We start from the raw sequence: 20,612 nt of genomic DNA on the forward strand, positions 1-20,612 counted from the left end.
TTAATTAGTTTCTGTTGTTAAGATTTGTACGGGACCAATTAATCCAGAAGGCAAAAGCTGTGTTGCTTTAGTGAACTTCCTGATATTGGTTTTAGTAAATTGTTCTTCTTCTGGTAAAAAGGCATCGCCAATTAGTCGATTTGGCCAGAGGTTTACAACATCTATTTCTAAAGTGTTGCCTTTTGCTCTTACGTGCGATGTCATGTTTACGCGGTATGGTTTTGACCAAGTAATTCCTAAATCAATACCATTTAGTTTAACACGAGCCAACTCATGCACCTGTCCTAAATCTAGGTAAAGCTGTTGATTTTCATTTAAAGAAACCATGTTGAAAGTTTTACGATATGTGGCAGTACCAGAATAATACTTAATTCCTGAGATGTCGTGTTTCGACCAATCTACTAAATTTGGAAAAACAATTGTTTCTGGTCCTCCCCAATTTTTATCAAAACTCAAATTCCACGCCCCTTCAATGTTTTGAACTGTTTTAAGTTGAGGCCAGTTTGAATCCGAATTTTGTGTTGATATCGGTTCTTTAAAAACTACAAAATAAGAACTAGAGGGACCAAATTCCATAGGGATAATGGTTTGTCCATTTTCAACTTTAAAATTGGTCAAAAGACGCGTTTCTCCAGTAATAGGATTCCATAACTCGGGTTGTTTGTTAATCACTCTAAAACTACAAGATACTTTTTCAGTAGGTTGCCATTTACTGGCAACATAATAGATATCAGCGTCTTCTGTTTTTCGGTGGATAAAATCGATAACCCCAGTATCACTTAATCCAGTACATTCAAAATCTGGAAGAATGTTTTTATTTAGCAAGACTTCTCTTATGGTTTTATTCCAAACAAATTTCCCTTTGCCAATTTTATGTTCTCCCTTTTCGAGATTACCCCAAATGCGCTTAATCAAATTTTGATACTCATGAAGATCATCTGTAGTACCCAACATTGAATATTCTATTTTACCCACAACGGTTGCTCCTTGCTCTGCAAGTTTCACAATTTTTTTCAATGCTTTTAGCGATACCGGTGTTTTTTCGTCAATAACCAAAACCTTATAGTTCATTCCATCAGGCAACACCAGTTTGTCATTTTTGAATTCTAGTCTGCTTAACAAAACCTCTTCGTTGCACTTGTCATAATCGTAACCTTCTCCTAAACTTTCGGGTGGATTTTTCATACCATCTTTCCATTCAAATGCATCAGCACCTGAGCGCAAACCATGTCCGTTATAAAACAACACATCTGCCACAAACAAACCTTGTTGAAGCATATAAGAACAACGAGAAAGATAATTAACAAAAGGCATTGATTGATTCCACCATGTATTCGTTCTATCAAAATGAGTACCCGCACTATGTGTCAAACCAGGAACATCAGTAACAGAAGGACGATGTGTATACGTGTGAAAGCATATCCAATTGAGTCCGTCACAAAATGCTTGATCTGCAGCTGCTTTCATTTGAAAAGGAGAGACTTCCCAATTCGGCCCAACGGAAGTAAACGATTCGGCAAATACTTTTTTGATACCATAGGTATGTGCTGCAGTTGCGGCTTCGCGTACTAAAAATCGACCACTAGGTTTTTCTCTATGAGGTGATGGCATCCAAAACTCTCCCATAGCTACATCGCATTTGCTCACACATTTTTTTAAATCGGCTTGGTATTGATGAGGTCCTGTAGCTTCAGCATAAGATTCTAAATTATGTTTATGTGCAATTTCTTGTTGTCTACCATAATGGTTTTCAGAAATTAGATCGCTAATCGTTAGTTTAAAATCATTTAAGAAATGTTCTGTTGTTTCAATAGATTCAATATTAACTCCGATCAATGCCGGCATGTATTTTATAATATCATATCCACGACGATTTTTAAATTCTTTTGAAAAATGTTTCGTCCAGTTAGGATCACCTGCTTCCCAACTATCACATTCTACATATTTAAAAGCTTTTCTTTCCTCTTGACTCATCTCATCTAACAGGGTTCCAACCGTATTTTTCCAATGCAAATCAAATGCCTCTTTACTTAAATGGTCGATATAAAAAACACCCCCTAAATTACGACCAGTTGGGCGGTAACCGAAACGAATAATACGCCAATACCCTTTTGGTGCATTCCAGTTTAAATGACCTTTTTCATCAAGCTTGTCGGTTATATTTATTATTTCGTTTATCGAGGGTGTTTTCTTATCAGGTAAAGCCAAAATTGCAATCTCATTGTAAAAAGTATTTTGTGCGTCTTTTACCGTTTGATTTTCTCGTTGTCTTTTTGTTTGAACAGGAAGATTAGGTTTTGGAAATTCTTGGTTGATCCTTTTCCCTCCTTCAACTGATAGTTCACTCCAAACCAGCTCTTGTTGACCATAATCGGGAGTTACCCATGGTGCAGCACATCCCGCAGGCCCAATAAAAACACCAAAATCTAGTTCTAACCTTCCAGCTTCAAGAGAAGCAAAACGAACCATGTCTCGCCAAGGTTTAGACCATGTTTCCATTTTATCATTGGGTTGACTCAAGCTTCCGCCTTTGTACTCATCTGTAATTTCGTATCTAATTTCTGTAGTATCAATAATAGTCTTCTTTTTCCATTTACGAGGACCAAAAGGACCAACACCACCGTCTAACACCATACAACCAGATAAGCCTTTTGCTTTCATTTCTTCTAGGTCTCTCGTAATGGCTTCTTTGTTTGTAGGAGTTTGTAACCACCACCACCAGGCCTGTGGTCTTACCTCATGAGGTGGGTTTTTGAAGTTTTCTTCAAGAGCTTTAATTTCAGAATTACTTGGGTTTGATATTTTTCGACATGAAGTAACAAGTAGAAGTAACTCAATGCAGATAATGATTACAAATAAAATAAAAGTTTTGTTTTTCATAAATAACTCAAACTTTAAGTAAATAATTATTGTTTCTGTGTCTTCTTTACCAAAGGGAATTCTGAATGTTCAGTGCGCGAATTATTAATAAGATAAAGTAACTCTAGAGCCTTATTGGGGTTTACGTTAGCCAAATTATTATTTTCGCCGATATCTTGGTTTAAGTTGTAAATTTCTATTGGTTTATCTTTAAATTTAACAGCTTTCCATTTGCCTTTTCTAACTGCTTGAATAGGGCCTTGTCTTTCATTAAATTCCCAATACAAATAATCATGTTTTTGTTGCTTTTCATTATTTCCTAAAAGTGTAGGCAAATAGGAAACACCATCTATTTCATCACTTGGTGTTATACCTGCTAACTCACATGCTGTTGGTAAAAAATCCCAAAACGAAGATATATGATTCGTTTTTGTTCCTGCTTTGATTTTACTAGGCCAGTAGGCGACAAAAGGTGTATGAATTCCACCTTCATACAAATCGCGTTTATGCCCCTTAAAATCATCATTACTATTAAAAAATTCGTTTTTCAAATCATCGTATTCGTGACCATTGTCGCTAGAAAAAATAACTAACGTGTTTTCAGCTACACCAAGATTTTCGAGTTCTTCGATAAGGTTACCAATATGTCTGTCCATGGTAGAAACCATTGCTGCATAAGTAATATGACCATCTTCATCATGACGATAATGCCCCGGTATCATTTTCCGCTTAGGCCATCCCAAATTTTTGTACTGCTCTTTTTCTTCTTCAAGAATAGTTAACTCAAAATGTGGAATAGTATAAGTCAAATACAAAAAGAACGGCTTTTTATGATTATTATTAATAAAATCTGTTGCCTTTTCATTTATTAAATAATGGATGTGTTCCCCTTTTTTATTTTGAGGGTCATTACCTTCTATCGCAACCCGTGTTTCGTTTTCAAATACACTTTTAGGGTAATAATGATGAGCAGGAGAATGTTGATTGAATCCATAAAAGTAATCGAACCCTTGTTTGTTAGGCACACCATCTGAAAGATTTTCCGCTAATCCCCATTTCCCAACAATTCCAGTAGCATATCCTGCACGTTTTAATTCTTCTGCAACAGTAACATCTTTTTCACTTAAATCAACCGGAGTTCCACTGGCCGTCCATCTTGGATTACCTCTAACAGTACTATGTCCAGTGTGTTTACCCGTCATCAAAACAGCACGCGAAGGTCCACATACAGTTGATCCCGTATAGTGATTCGTAAATACCATGCCTTTAGCGGCCAATTTATCAATATTTGGTGTTTTTATTTTGTCTTGACCATTAAATCCTAGATCTCCATAACCAAGATCGTCAGCTAGGATAAAAATAATGTTGGGTTTTGTAGCTACTTTTGTATTTTTATTAGTTGTTTCACTTTTACAACTTGACATTAATGAAAACAAGACCAATATGAGTATTAGATAATTCGTTTTAAATATTTTCATCCTAAGACCTTATTTTTTTAACAGTTAATTATGCGAGAAGCTATTAATAAAAACAAAATTAATTATCTTTAATTCTAATACTATCCTGTAAAATCATGTTGCTAATATTCACAATATTAATCAACAAATGTGTACTACTCGTAAATTCAAAATATTTCCTAATTTTTCTATTTTATTGGCAATATGCCCTACGCCAATAGCACAATGATGCGAAGGCCCTTGTTTAGACCATTCGTTCATAAAAGCTCTTGCTCCTATTGAAAAACGGTAACGACTGTTGGTATTTCCAATATGCAGAACAGGCCCTTCAACAGATTCCCCTTCAGCTACTAGTAAAAAAACATCGTCTTTTCCTTCTACAACTGATAATAAGGTTACAGGGCCATGTTTCACAGTCATTTGAATGGATAACCCTTTTCCTGGTTTACCGTGATACACCGGTAATGGCACTAACTGTACATTTCCTTCAGCAATAGCAAAATGTGCAGGCCCATCATGACCAAGCATAACAATATCATCATTAAAATCCATGGCATAAAACTCAGAAAAAGACCCACCAACTCCAAAGGCATCCATAATTTTCATGGCTTGAGCATTTTTCACTTCATATTCTCCTGCAACTGGAATGTTTTTACCCGTAAGTAACGTGTTTCCTGCTATTACTGAGGTCACTATATTTTCATATTCGTTAGCGGTTTCCCCTTCGTAATAATAGGCCATAGACCCTAAATTGTGGTTTTCTACCAATTTATCTAGGGCAATTGATGTTTTTGCAGCACGGACCAATTCAGACTGTTCACAGGCATCTATAACCTCAAAGGTGCTTTGGAATTCCTTTATTTTCTCTTCCACTTCAGCATCGGTAACCGCATCACGATATTTTTTCACCTCACACATTTCTAAAATTTCAATGTGTGTGCCAAAAGCAGCTGATTGCTTTGTAAGGTCTGAATATACATCTAACATACCGCAGTAATAATGTCCTAAAACCCCTAGCCTATTATTTGCCATTACCTTAGCAACATTTGCTGCATCAATCCAATCATGAATCTCATCCCAAACGGCTGGCTCATCTAAATAGCCAGTGACAAATTCATAATCTATTCCTGAACGATTAAATACATTAGCCAACTCTGGCACAGAACAGGCTTGACAATGCGCTAACCATTCACCTGTCATTTTACCACGATCTCCAAGTTTATTAAAACTTTCGTAATCAATAGCTGCCACGGGTTGAATATTTAAAATCACAACGGGGCATCCTAATTTTTGAACCACAGGCAAAACCGTAGATGACAAGGCATAGGTAGAGACATATAAGAATAACATATCGACATCTTCAGTTTTTAATACTTGTGCTTTTTCTCTTGCCCTTACAGGAGAATCAACTAAACCTACGTTAATCACTTCGGCTCCGAAGCTTTCCATCTTATCGGCTACTTGTTTTTGATAGCCCTCTAATCGTTCTAATAAGCCATCAAATTGAGGCCAATAGGTATCTAAACCGATACCAAATAATCCTACTTTTATCATTTCTTAATTATTTATCATTATAATCTAACTTAAAATCTAACCATGATGCCTTATCTGCTTTATTCCCTGTAATAGGCTGCTGTAATGTTGTACTCTTTGAGCTTAAGTTCAACATGACTTTTAACTTCTTTTTATTAGGTTTACTGTTGAGTTGTTCCCAAGGAATTTTCACCTCAAAGGTTTCTCCTACCAAACTTGGAACTGTCGTAATTTCTCCACCTCCATTGATATAACTAAACTGTAAACTTGTGGCATCAGTCATATATTTTGAATCCAACTGACTGTTTTCAAACGCAATAACATCATTGGTTTGTCCATTTACTGTTATAGATAGTTTTCCTTTTTTAAACACAACATCAATCACATCATCATTGAATCGTATTTGTTGTGCATATGCTTTTTCAGCACCATATCTAATGCCTGACATAGCTGTTTTTTCTTCACTAAAAACAACGCCCGCTATATGCAACGCTTCTTTATTCCATAAAAAGTAATTAATTCCAGAAAGTTTTAAATCGTAGGCCGTAGGTCCTTCTACCTTCTGTTGAGACGTTAAATAGACAGGTTGTGCATGTACATATTGCGAAACAAAACGGTCCTCCATATCATCTAACCATTCATCTAATATTCCATCCACCTTAATAGGAACGGTCTTTTTAATGGTTGTTATTTCAGGGCCTAATTCCTTATAAACTATTGGCACGTTAATATTAGAAAGTAGCTGTCTTAAAAATTCCTTTGAAGCATTACTAGACTTTTCATCAACATTTATCGTTGACAAGATAATTTCTCCTTTTTTATAAGGTATTGAAATCATTACAGGTCCTGCTTCTTTAATTCGCCATAATCCCATGTCACTTTCAAAACCTTGCAATAATACTTTGGCATTTTTTGGTATGCCTTTAAAATAACCATCTGTTATGGTCGACTTAAAATTCCCTGAAGAAATGCCTTCCAGTAAAGGATGATTATTAATTTTAGTGGCCATATAATTCACATCTTCCTTAACAGGAGAAACTTCTATGTCTCTAAAACCTTTGGCTATTTTGGATGAAAACAACACAACTGTGCCGCCTTTTTCTGCCCATTTTTTAATATTTTCCTGATTAGCCCCCTCAAAAGCAAACATGTATTTGGTGTCTTGATGACCCATCAAGTTTTGATTGTTAGCACCTGTTATTCTAGATATCATTTCAGGAGAAATGGAACCTTCGAGAACAACTTCTCCATCAAGTTGTTTTGCCTCTTTGTTTGCTAAGTAGCTAAGCACATTATCAAATAAGCGTTTTGCTTGAGGGTTTTCTAAATTATCAATTACATGAAGTTGACACGCCAATAATGTTCCTTTACCATAAAAGATTTCAGCTAAACTCATTTGCGTATTTTTTGCTGAAGCCGCCAATGGTCTCCAATTTCCTGATTCATACTTATCGATACTGCTTGGGCGGGAATAAGCATCATCTGCCACTCGACCATCAAAAGTATTCCATAGGTGTAATGATGTATTGGTAATACCCTCAAAAACAGGATGCTTAGGCGCTAAAACAGTAGCGAACTTAGCATAGCGTAAATCTTTATTCAATCCTTCCCACCCCATAGCTGCATAAGAATGTAGATGTACTAAATTAGCCGACCAAAATTGAAATTTTATAGGAAACCATGTGGGCACTTGCTCTTGTTTTAAACATAATATATTGCCACCTTCATTTAAGTAATTTAAAATATCGCCTTTTAAGGCTTCGAGTGCTCTATTACTAGCATGCTCAGGAATTACCCAAAGCACCTTCTCCTTTGCATTGGGTATTATTTTATTGGTTGTGGCCTTATATCCAGCTGCTAAAAGTTTATTCGCCAATTCTGCATCATCAAAAACGCGAATAGATTGCGTTGACTTAGTCTTTTTTTGTTGTATTGGATGTATTGAAATAGTATCGGCAGATAAGATTTTCTCTTTCTTTTTTAACAGCGCGATAATACTTGTAGCCGATTTTGGTGCTATGGCTTTGATCTTTATTTTTCTTTGCTCACCTGGCACTATGTCTAATAACTGCTTTTTACCTTCATGACCTTCCCATTTCCATTCAACCTCGAATTGGTCTTTTGTTTCGCTATCATTACAAATAACCAATTCGCGTTGAAATGGTTGGTTGGCATCACAATATTTTTCACGAGGCCAAAAGAATGTCGTCACGGGTTGTAAAGCATGCCTTAATTTTATGATCACATCGTTTTGACGCTTTTCTTTTTCCAAATTATTGGGTGCTGTAAATTCATAACCCTCTGCTGAATGTGGCCTCTGTTTTAAACCAAGAATTGAAATTCTAAATGGCATAAAGCCTGAAATTCCAAAATAACGCATTTCTAAAATATTACGCTCATAAGCCGCAGCTTCTTCTACATATCTTTCGTGTACCGATGTGATTTCGGGTGCACTAGGCAAGCGTTGGTCTGCTCTTGCTCCTACCCAAAACTCTCCAGTGATCAAAGGTCTGTTGTCTTTTGTTTTCCAGTCGTTCATGATGCGAGCATAATGGTCCTGCATGTGCAAAGACACCATATCTTGATTCGGACTAAACCATCCTGCACCTGATAGATTTATAGGACGTGTATCATCATGCTTTTTGACAAAATCTGGCAGTTTTGAAATCCAAGGCAAGTGCAAATCAAAATCAAAACGCAACATTTCATTTTCTATATCCCAAATAACAACCGATGGAGAATTTCTATCGCGCTTCACCCATGCCTCATACTCGCGTTCAAGATTGTCTAATAATTCATCGCCTCCTCTAGCGTATAATTGACCATTTACTGACCAAACAGCAGATTGATTTACTATTAAAACACCTGCTTCATCTGCTCCCAAAAAAATATCTGGATGCGGCATAAATGCATGAACTCTGCATGCATTAGATTCGAACAACTCTTTATGCATTTTAAAAACTTCACGATGAAAATCTACACCACTACGAAATAAATGATAATGAGACTCTCCTCGTAATTTAGTTGGTACGCCATTTAACATAAACGTTTTACCTTCAATCCAAAACTCACGAAAACCGAAACGAGTCTCTATAACATCTATTCCTGAGTTCGTTTTTAAAGTCGTTTTTAAAACATACAAATTGGGATGATCTGGACTCCAAGGCTCAGGGTTTTTCCATTTCGTTTTTATTGAGTTTACGCCATTTTTAATACTACCAAGCTCTACATCTGGGATTTTTAAATCTACTTTTTCACCATTTGGCCATTTAAAAACTTCAAAAGAGACTTTTTGTTTATTAGAATTAAGCTCTCTATTGATCTCAAATTCAACCTCAATTTCGTTTAAACGAGTAGAGGTCTTTACAAAAATATCCTGAATATATTGAGGGCTCCTTTCTTCCAATATTGGTACATCATCTATACCTCCAGGATGTTTAAACCTGTTTTCATCTACCTTCATATAGTTAGGACCAACTTGCGTAATTAAACGATTACCATCTACTGCGCCGCTTTTATCGTAGACAAAAATGGCAATGGTATTTTCACCTTTTTCAATATGATTTGTAACATCAAATTCAAAGGGCGTATAAGAACCTATATGAGACCCCACTTTTTTCCCATTTATGTAGACGCCACTTATTAAATCTACCCGGCTCAACATTAAAAAATAGCGTTTATTCTTTTGTTTATCTACATTGTATTTGGAACAATACCATGCGGAATGGTATGCTCTACCTTTATCAAAAGCATGAGGGACTGAAACTAGTTCAGGAGTATTTTTTATGTGCTTCTCTTGATTTTTAAAAAAAGTCCAAGGCTTATTTAACACCATCTGAGTTCTTGCATGAGCATCTGCTTGATTAAATCCAGGTGCTTGTCGCTTTATAAACTCGACGTTATAAACAGGTAATTTATCACTAATCGTATTTAACCATTCCAAATTCTGGTTACCTACCAAACGTTTTATATGATAATCTGCGCTTTGGGCAAAAAGCACCTCAACAGAAATTACAATAACTACAAAAAGAATCTGGTTCAATTTTTTCATTCGTTTTATTTTTTTAGACTGTCTTTATTTCTTAATTAAAGTTATTGGTCCTTCTATACCTGTTGGCACCAAATCTTTATATCGCTTTGTCCATTCAAACGCCATCTTATTGTTTTTAAGAGATTTGGCATAATTAGCTAAAACGGTTGTATAATGAATTTCAATGGCATTCTCTCCCTTCTTGAGGTAATCTGAAATTGAATAGACCGCTTTTCCGTACCAGCGTTTTCCAACGTTCTGTCCGTTCACATACAATTCTGTGACACCTTCATTTACATTTCCTAAATCTAAATGAGTGAAACCTTCTGCATTATTTATCGTTGTTTTGTAAACAATTTCGCCACCAAAAGTATTTTGAGTACTATCTGTTGACTTACTGAAATCAATAAGCGTAGGCATATCCCAAGTAAACACTTTTTCATCTTTTCGCTTGCCAATGACTTTCCAATGAACATCAAGCACTTTAGATTCTTTTATTTTAGCCACAACTTCAATAGCTTTTTCTGCAGGTTTATCATCTCCAAAAACTAGTAGAAGGGATTCCAAAGGGTTTAAAGTAACACTTAACTCATTTGAATTTGACTCAAAATAATAAGGCTTTTTCTCTCCTGTTTCAGGATTCCAGATATATGGATATTTGCCATCAACAGGAAATTTAGCGTCAAATGATGTTGTGCTATAACGGTGTACATTGGTGAAGAAATAAATATCTTTTTCATCGGTATATTGATGAATTTGATATACGTTTTCAGTGGGGTTACTTATCACGACATCAGCTTCCAATTGGGTTGTTTTCAGAACATCATTTGTCCAGTTGAATAAAGCGTCTATGGACTCCGGTTGTTTCACTTGGATTACTGATTCAGGATAATTAGCCAATAAACCTGTCATGGTATTATTAACTAAGTCATCGTTTTTTACATATTCTGAAAAATGTAAAGACTTCATAGGCAATTGATCTATGACAATAATTTTACCTCCGGATTCTACAAATAGCTTGATGTTCTCTGCTGCCTTAGGACTTAATGATTTTAAACTGGCAAAAACTAATAATTTGTAGGTCATGTTACCATAGGTAATTCCTTCTTCATTTATAGTAGCGCTTTCAAGAACACCTTGATTAATATACTCAGCAGAATATCCTAATTGACTTATTGGTTCCCATAATCTATACAAGTACTCTGGCTCCATATGGAAAGGCGTTCTTGCTAAACCTTTATCTCCCCATAGGTCAGCGGTTGGACCTAGGATTGCAATAGATTTATCGGCTTGAGAGTTTTGAAAAACATAAGATAATCTAGAATTATAATCTATCCAATTAGACAAGTGTTTCCACCAGGTGTTTTGCTCACTAAAATAAGCCCCAAAACGTATCCAACCAGGGAATTCCACTTCTGGTGGCGAATAATTATAACCGTGTAACACAGAATGATTTATTCCGGTTATGAAATTCATATCATCATGCTGCTTTATTTCCTCTAGGGTTGCTTTAAATACACCTCCCAGATTGGTCATGGTTTCACAACTTGTAATCTTTTTATCTGTTAGATGCGCTCCCGCTGAAGCATACATATTCCAAATCATATAGCCGTGAGATTGGTTCCAATCCCAAACAGAATCTTTCATCTCAACGGTATAAATCCAATTGTTGCTCTCGGGTATATCTGGAATCATGTAACCATCTAACATACCCATTAAAAAAGGAGTGCCGTATGCTTGATAGCGGCAAAGAATATTATTGTCTTCGCAAAAATCTTTATACGTCTGTGTGAAGTTTTTCAAAAAAACTTCAACCAATAACTTATTATAATCGTAGCGTACACGCTTTAATTGGTCTTTGAACTCAGGAGTAAAATTTTCAGAATAGGTTCCTTGTGAGTAGTTGCCATTAGCTTGATAAAAAACAAAGGGCAGCCAGTTATCTAGTTTATAGCCATAGGCCTCAAAAAACAGATGCTCAAAACCATCCGTCCAATTCGCTCCAGAAACTTCAATGCTATCACAAAATATAGCTCGAATTAAATCACTAAGCGGAATACCTGAACGTTCAGATATTTTCTTCATCCGATTTAAATATGCCAAGGTCATTTCCTTTTTATAATGGTCCATTACAGGACCAGCGCCACCCGGAGCACCCAGTGTAACATCTCTAAAATTTTGCTGAATTAAACCATAGGACAATACATAATTACCTTTTTGTACTATTTGATAAGATATTTTTCCGTTGGCGTCTATGTGATTTTTTAAATCGACTATTTGGTTCGTATCATTACAATTTTCGGGCACTAATTTTACAAATGACAATCTATAAGCTGTTCTTTTACTGATGTGCTTTTGAGATCTATTGTTTTTGTGCTTGTCTTTAAATAATTCTATCAATCTAGCTTCATCAACTTCAATAGTTGCACCCTGTTTATAAAGAATATGATCTGATACCATACGTTGAGACGTTTCATTGTCTTGAAGAAACTCTCCCCCAAAAGGCCAACCTGTACCTGCAATCATATCGGCAATCATACCCAAATCTTTCGTTTTCTTACAGGCATGAACTACCATATCAATCCATACATCACTCATCCAAACTAGGGACTTATCGCTATTATCAGGACCTACAGGCATTGCAATAGGATTTATTTCAACACCACCAAAACCAACACTATGTAAAGACTCTAATTCTCTATCTAGTTCACTTGCCTTAACTTTATTTCCGTTCCACCACCATCGCACAAAAGGACGTGCTTCAGCTGGTGGGTTTTGAAAGCCCATGAATAAATCTTGAGTTTCCATTTTATCATTTTGAGTCCTACAGGAACTTAAAATTAACAAACAAAGCCATAGATATATTAAATTCCAGGTATTTTCTTTTTTTACTAAAATCTTTTTACAACCCATATATACCTAATTAAAGTGTTTCATAATTTCTTTAGTGATCAACTCATGTCCTTTTTCATTAGGATGATTTACTTGTGCCATATACTTTTTAAGTTTTTTCTTTTTAGAATATAAAAACTCAAAAGCCTTATAACTATCAACCAACTCTATATTATAAGTCTCAGCTAGTTTTCTTATTTGATTAGCGTGTTGCCATAGTTTATTTTCAGGATTACTATAATCAACCCTACTATCAGGTGAGGGTGTTAATAAAATAACAAGAATGTCATTCTTTAAAGCACTTTCTATCATGTATTCCCAAGCTCGTTTTGCCTTTTTTAATCCTATCTTTCGGTCATTTAAGCCATAATCTATAAATAGAACATCAGGGTTAAGATTTAAAACTTCATTTTCAAACCTTTCGGCTCCTTTTACAGAGTTTTCTCCTCCAATTGCAGTAATAATAGAATTTACAACGGCATGGGGGTATTCTTCTTTAATTTTCCTTAAAACCTGATACGGATAAGAAGACAAGGTATTAACTACAGGTGTTTTAAAATACCCTGAAGGCACACTATGCCCGTGAAAAACAATATTTATAGTTCTATTATTTGGCCACTTTACATTAAGTTCTTTCTTAATTTCCAATAAATAATCTTGATCTTTTTTACTTTCGATTTCTACAACCTGAGCAAAACCAAATCCATAAAAAAGAAACATCAAACAAAATATGATATGATTTCTAAGCATTTTAAAAGATGTATTTTTTAATAATTCGTTTCAAATGAATATGTTCCTGGGTTTACCTGAAAAACAAAAGCTTTATTTGTTTTGCTAATTAATTTTATATCTGAATTACTATCAAATTCTACTCCGTTTACCTTAATGCTTTCTTGTGTATTTCCTGGCACAAAAACTTGAGCAGTTGTATTTGGAGGTACTATTATATCTAAATTAAATTGCTTATTGACTATTTTCCAACTTGAACTTACTTTGCCATAAGGCGAATTATAAGTAGCTGCCGCAGACGTTAAAGGGCCGCCTGGAATAGGAGCAATTTCTATTTCTTTGTAGCCTACTTTAATAGGTTTAATACCCGCAATGCGTTCGTACATCCAACGACCAATAGCTCCGTAGGCATAATGGTTGAAAGAATTCATACCACCTTTGTTAAAACCATCTTTATGGGTGTAACTATTCCAACGTTCCCACATAGTAGTTGCCCCTTGATTTATGGAGTAGAACCAAGATGGGTAGGTTTCTTTAAACAAAATTTCATACATCAAGTCGGTCTCGCCTATTTTATCAAGTACCAGAGGCAATAAAGGTGTACCTAAAAAACCGGTACGCAAATGGTTATCGGTTAGTTTTATTTGTTCCAATAAATGAGGTACTGCTTTTTGCGCTAATTCATCATCCAACAAATCGAATGCTAAGGCTAATAAATAAGCGGTTTGAGTTTCAGGACCTTCAATAATGCGTCCTTGAGTATCGAAAAAACTATTTTGAAATACATCGCGAATTGCATCAAATAAAAGCTCATATTCTTTGGCTTCAGACTTAAATCCTAGCACTTTTGCTGCTTGAGCAGTTAGATTAACAGAATGTGCATAATGGGCAGTAATAATTAGCTTATTTGAGGTTACACCAAATCGCTCATCTCTTTTGTGTGTTGAATAGGGTTGCAACCAATCGCCATGTGTAAACATTTTAACAATATGGTCTTTAGCATTTGACTGATAAAATCCTACCCATTTTTTCATACTTGCATAGTTTTCCTCCAAAACACCTACATCACCAGTACGTTGGTAAGTTTCCCAAGGGACAATAGTGATCACATCACTCCAACCAGCTCCAGCTCTAAGTCTACCACCTAAAGAAGGTACCATTACAGGCACCGCACCATCTTCATCTTGATCGTTTCGTACGCTTTGCAACCAACTCATCCAAAAGGAATGCACATCACCTAAGAAAAACGAGGTGGGTGCAATTACCTGAGCATCTCCTGTCCAGCCTGCTCTTTCATCGCGCTGCGGACAATCGGTTGGTATATCAAGTGTATTACCTCTTAATCCCCAAATAATATTGCTTTGTAGTTGATTTAGTTTTTCGTGTGACGAGTTAAACTCAACATTCAAATTATAATCAGAATGTTGCACAACACCTATTACCCACGATTTATCTGGTGTAGCATTTGCATTAAAACCACTCAACTCTACATATCTAAAACCGTGAAACGTAAATGTTGGTTGATATTCAATTTGTCCATCTTCTTTAGCGGTATAATAATCGGTTGAAACTGCACCTCGGTAATTTTTAGTATACATACGTCCATCTTGCTGAAGCATTTCGGCAAAGCGTATTTTTAAGGTTCCATCTTTATCCATTGGCACTTTAATACGCGGTACACCCACCATATTTTGTCCCATATCAAAAATTACCACACCTTTATCAATCTCTGTAATAGCAATTGGAGCTAACTCTTCTACAGATTTAACTGTATTGTGTCGCTTAGGTGTCAAACTAATTTGTGCATCTATATCTCCAGCAACTACCTTTTGCCAACTTGCATCATCAAATGATGTTAACGACCAAGATTTTTGTTCTTTTCGTGCATCATATTGCTCTCCATCATAAATTCCAGCATAAACAATTGCTCCCTCTTGGGTAGCTTTCCAACTTTCATCACTAATAAAGGTTTTAACATCACCATTGGTATATTTTACTTCAAGTTGACACATTACTTTGGGCGAAACTTTTGGATAGCCTCTAAGCATTAATCGACCTGCATACCAGCCCTCTGCCAGAGCAATTCCAATGGCATTAGAACCATCTTGCAAATGATCTGTTACATCATAAGTTAACGTTTCAATGCGTTTATTGTAAGGGGTCCAACCTGGAGCCATTACATCGTCGCCAACCTTTTTGCCATTGATTTTAGCTTCAAAAAGTCCCTTTGCCGTAATGTACAATCTAGCAGATTCAATTTTAGAGTCAAGAGTAAACTCATTTCGCAAGTACTGTACTTTATAAGAGGTTTTATTCGTTTTTGGCGACTTTGCTTTATCAACTTTTGACAAGCTAATCCATTTGGCCTGCCAATCGGAGTTATGAAGTAGTCCTAACTCAAAGTTAGCCACCTCACTCCAAGCTGAAGCATTTTTATCTTGATCCCAAAACTTTAGCTGCCAATACACTTTTTGTCGCGAAGAGAGTTTTTTTCCTTTGTATTTGACAAATAGAGTTTGCTCACTTTCCACTTTTCCGCTTTCCCATAAATCAGCATTATTTGGCAGTAGTTCTGGTTTAGAAGCAACTACAATAGAATAAGCTGTTTGCTTTTTGATGTTTTTATCTTGTGGTAGTTTCCAAGAAAAAGAAGGTGTAGCATCGTAAAAACCTATTGGATTTTTAAATTGCTCACTTACTACCAACTCCTGTGGTGGAATAGTATTTTGAACTGAAGAACACGAAACCAAAAATAGTATTGCCAGTATGACTGTTACCAATCTATTGCTCGAAATTATGTACATGTTATTTTATATTTGTGTGTATTATTTATTATTGTTTAATCGTTTCAATACTTATCGGACCTAACAATCCCGAAGGCTGTAATTTTGATTTCGGTTTGATATCATCAATAACTAACCAAGTATATTTTTCATTTTCTGACCGTTGTTTGTCTTTTATCAATTGGTTTCGCCATAAATTAACCACTTCTATTTCCAATTGATTTTCTCCTTTTTTTAGTGCTTTTGAAATGTTTAAACGATAAGGCGCTATCCAAAGCCCTCCCATATCTTTTCCATTTAGTTTTACCTTAGCCATCACAGAAAGCTTTCCTAAATTCAAATAAAACGCTTTATTTTTTGAAAGCTTGTCTATTGTAAAAGTGGTTGTATACGTTGCTGTTCCGGAATAATATTTAATTTGCTCGTTTTCTGATGTAGACCAATCCTCTAAAGTATTAAAAACGATAGGTTCCTTAGGACCGATTTCCTTATTTGAGAAATCTACTGAAAACGGATTTTTCAATTCGCTTACTGTTTCAAATGCAGGGAAATTTTCTGTACTCGTCGATTTTTCTAATAACTTATTATCTTTAGTAAACACAATAAACCAACTCTGAGCCGCTTTTAATCGTAAAGGTATTTTTACTCCCGTTTTCGTGATTTCAAACTCTGGTAATGCTCTGATTTCTCCACTAACTGCATCCCAAAGTTGTGGTTTCAAATCTTTACGCACTCTAAAAACTGGAGATAATTCTATGGTTTCATCACTTTGATTTGTGATAAAATAAATATCCATTTCTGGCGTAGTTCTATGTGTCCATAACACAGGTGCATCATCAGAAACGTTCACATCTTCTGCTAATTTTAGCTTTTCAAAGACTTCAGATAATTCGTAACCGTCTAACACTTTACCTTTACCTAATGCTTTATCCATTTTACCTTGATTGTAGGTACCACTCCACATTTTGTTAGCAATGGTTTTAACGATTTCGTCGCTTTCTGGATAATTTTGTAAACTTGGCGATTTTTCAGGTTTTTGTCCTAAAATGACTCCTCCTTGTTGCACCAACTCTTCTATCTTTTTTAGCAGTTCTGGTCGCATGGTTTTAAAAGGTGGCAACACCATAACTTTATAAGACATACCATCTGGTAACACAAAACGTCCATCTTTTACAGACAATCTGTTTAGAATTACTTCGGCATTGATATAGTCATACGAATAGCCTTTTGGAATTTCAGGAACACGACCGCCCGTCATTATTGGCGTGTCTTCTCCAATAAAATAACACACATCTGCTACATATTTACCTTGTTGTAACACATGTTGGCAACGTCTTAAATAATCAAAATAAGTATCGGCTTGATTAAACCATGTATTATGGCGATTGAATTCTGTACCAAACCAAGCATTCATTCCTGGTTTACGATTATCGTCTGGTTGTTGAATGTATAAGTGCAAGACAAAATGATTGACACCTTCTGTTAACGACCAATCGCCTCGTTTTTTTAACATGGCTGGGTGCCTAAGGTACGTTTTTCGAGAAGATGTAAACGCTTCAGCAGAAGTGATAGGTTTTCCGTATGTGTGAGACGTTGATGAAGAGGCTTTACATTCTATATTACCCAATGTACCTTCGTTCCAAAACTCTCCAGAAATCAAATCGGATTGCCCACCATACATCATAAACTCTCCAGGAAAGCCCCAATGTCCATAATTTTCTAACCAGGTTTTCAAATTGTGTTTATTACTTGCTTTTTTTAAAGCTCCAACATACTCATACGCTACATCATCGGCAATAGAGCGACGTAAATCCCAAAGAAAACGCTCTGATTCTTCTACGCTTCCAACAATTCTACCAGAAAGTACAGGTAAATATTTTACAGGGTCGTAGCCATATTTTTCTTGAAATTTTACTTCATAATCGTCAGTCCAATTTTGAGAACCCATTTCATAACTATCTGCTATCACATATTTAAAGGCAGATTTGCTTTCTTCTGGAATGCGTTTTAACAATTCGCCCACGAAATTATCAAAATGATATTGGACAAGCTTGCTATTCATTTTATCAACTTCATACCCTACGCCTTGAGGTGCAGCTGGTGCATTTTTAGTTCCTGTAGGCGACATTCCCATTCGTAAAACAATCCAATTTCCTTTGGGTGCCTTCCAATTTAAATTTCCATTTTTATCAATTTTATCGCTTATATCAACAACCTGATTTGGATCTAAACTTAATTCTTTAGATTGAAGTTCCTCTTGCCTGCTAAAAACATAAGTATCCCATTTTGGCTTTGGTGTAGGGTGCATTTTACCCAACTGTTTTTCGATGTATTTATCTAGTATTGGAGCTTCTGAAATCGTAATTTCAGCAAATCCATATGTTTTTTTACGAGAACTAAACTGACTGAACTTCAACTTAAATTGCTGAGATGTAACTTCCGGTAATATTGTAGCATAAGCACCTTTTAAAATTGGTCCTACATTCGGAGTGCTTTTATAACGGTCGAAAGTGAATTTTTTGATTACTTCCTCTTTTCCATCTACAATAGCAGATAATTCTACCTTACACTTAAAATCTTGACTGGGTGTTAATGAAATAGAACGTGCCTTTATTTCTTCATCTAAAGTAAAAGTTATTTCTAAAGCTTGCTTTCCTTGAACCTCAAAACGAGTGTCTGATTCTGTGTTTCCATCAATTAGTGCTTTTACATCTACATCATTCCAATTGGCAGTTACTTTGGTTGGGATGAATTGTGTACTTTTTTGTTCTGTCTCAGATGTTTTAAAAGCTAACGTATGTGTGTCTTGAAATTTTTCGTTTGGCTGTTTTAATTTAACGTTAACTAACTTACCTCCTTCAACTTTCGTTTCACTAAAGGTTAAATAACGCATTGCTTTTTCAGAATCTACCCAAGGTCCCCCACTTTGACTCCAACCTGGACAATTAAAAACGCCTATATCTACACCAATTCGTTTTCCTTCAACAACAGCATGCACCATGTGTGACCACCACTCTTCACTTAACATAGGTACTTTTCCGTCTTTACGAGCTGGGTTAATATTACCAATTAAGGCACCACCAATTCCCGCTTTTTTCATGGCTTCTAAATCTTTGGTAATACCTGATTTAGAAATATCATCATTAATCCAATACCAATAGCACCAGAGGTTGTTTTCTTCTGTTGGGTTTGCAAAATTTGATTTTATTATTTCGTAATTAAATTTTTCTACTTCTGTATTTTTAGAACTATTGCATGACAATAAGCCTAAAAACAATACTGATGATAACATCAAAAACTTTAAATTATTTTTTAAAAACATATGCGAAATTGGTTTTACTAACTCTTTTGAATTGTTATTCTTTTATTGATTGATTTAAATTATAAACATTTTTTCTAATGTCATTTAAATCACCTACTATCAAATAGTAAGTATACTCATACACTGTATTTTTATTAAATGTTGCTTTGCTTAATGGTGCCATATACGATGTTGCTCTGTCGTGAGCTTCATAACCTGGGTCTCTAGACATTCCTGCTAAAAAATTAGTAGAGATTGGTGTGTAAACTCCCATTCCCCATAAATTATCGTCGACAAAAGCCATCCAGCTTTCGGTAACCATATTATTTTTATATTTTCCCCAAAAACCACTTGTTAAGTTTACTACTTTTGGTTTATTGATTGGTTCTCCCGTAAAAGGTTTATCACCAAAATAAGAATACAAATTATTTAAGGCTGATATTGGGTAAACTGCAGGTAATTCTTGATTATGTGATTTTCCTTCTCCATAAATAGTATCTGTTCTATGACAGGATAATTTATTTTGAACTTTAATTACATTACCTTCTAATGTTGTCCACTGCTCCATGATTGCTTCTGCAGGTTTATTTTTCATATCCCACAACATAGGAATACATTTTACATACAATGTATTTCCTTCTTGTTTGTATTCTAGAATTTCTGCTCGATTTTTATAGCAATCACCCACTTGAATGGGATTCCAAGACCAAGGCGACCATGCTTTTTTCTGACCTTCTTCTTGCCTATTAATTATATTACCTCCGTAATAAGATTGCTGAATATACCTACCTTCATCATGAACATTTACAATATTTCTATCTACGTCTGATTTAGAAATATAAGCAATAGCACCTCCTCTTGTTAAATCTAATTTTAAACGAAGTGAGTCATTACTCAATTCCATAAAAGTTGGAATAGCAGAATTGATTCGGGCTGAATCTTTTTGTGCATAGGAATGATCAGAAAGCGCCAAAAGCGACAGTAGAATAACATATATGTTTAATTTAATCATAGTAAAAATTAGTTCA

The 20,612-nt window shown here is 35.4% G+C and carries 9 protein-coding genes; all 9 read right to left on the bottom strand.

The window, feature by feature from the left end:
• A complete protein-coding gene (locus ABD939_RS01090) occupies positions 1-2,880 on the bottom strand; it encodes a glycosyl hydrolase (protein ID WP_345163466.1) in 2,880 nt (959 codons plus the stop codon).
• 26 nt (positions 2,881-2,906) lie between these two features.
• Entirely contained in the window at positions 2,907-4,337 is a 1,431-nt protein-coding gene (locus tag ABD939_RS01095; protein WP_345163468.1) for an arylsulfatase, read from the bottom strand.
• A gap of 120 nt (positions 4,338-4,457) precedes the next feature.
• Positions 4,458-5,870 carry an L-fucose/L-arabinose isomerase family protein gene (locus ABD939_RS01100; protein ID WP_345163471.1) on the bottom strand — a complete coding sequence of 471 codons (1,413 nt, stop codon included), beginning with the start codon at positions 5,868-5,870 and terminating at the stop codon, positions 4,458-4,460.
• 7 nt (positions 5,871-5,877) lie between these two features.
• Complete coding sequence (locus ABD939_RS01105) at positions 5,878-9,900, bottom strand: glycoside hydrolase family 2 protein (RefSeq protein WP_345163473.1); 4,023 nt, start codon at positions 9,898-9,900, stop codon at positions 5,878-5,880.
• Positions 9,901-9,924: 24 nt separating this feature from the next.
• Positions 9,925-12,687, bottom strand: coding sequence for a glycosyl hydrolase (locus ABD939_RS01110; protein WP_345163476.1), 2,763 nt, complete (start codon positions 12,685-12,687; stop codon positions 9,925-9,927).
• A gap of 111 nt (positions 12,688-12,798) precedes the next feature.
• The gene (locus tag ABD939_RS01115; protein ID WP_345163479.1) at positions 12,799-13,491 is read right to left on the bottom strand and encodes an SGNH/GDSL hydrolase family protein; all 693 of its coding nucleotides are present in this window, start codon (positions 13,489-13,491) and stop codon (positions 12,799-12,801) included.
• A 47-nt stretch (positions 13,492-13,538) separates the two neighbouring features.
• A complete protein-coding gene (locus ABD939_RS01120; RefSeq protein WP_345163482.1) occupies positions 13,539-16,304 on the bottom strand; it encodes a family 78 glycoside hydrolase catalytic domain in 2,766 nt (921 codons plus the stop codon).
• Between the two features lie 28 nt (positions 16,305-16,332).
• Positions 16,333-19,575 (bottom strand): glycosyl hydrolase, encoded by a 3,243-nt coding sequence (locus tag ABD939_RS01125; RefSeq protein ID WP_345163485.1) that lies wholly within the window; start codon positions 19,573-19,575, stop codon positions 16,333-16,335.
• A gap of 64 nt (positions 19,576-19,639) precedes the next feature.
• Positions 19,640-20,596, bottom strand: a complete 957-nt coding sequence (locus ABD939_RS01130) for a hypothetical protein (protein WP_345163488.1) — start codon at positions 20,594-20,596, stop codon at positions 19,640-19,642.
• Between the last annotated feature and the right edge of the window lie 16 nt (positions 20,597-20,612).

The sequence above is a fragment of the Algibacter aquimarinus genome, assembly GCF_039543265.1.
GTDB classification, from domain to species: Bacteria; Bacteroidota; Bacteroidia; order Flavobacteriales; family Flavobacteriaceae; genus Algibacter_B; species Algibacter_B aquimarinus.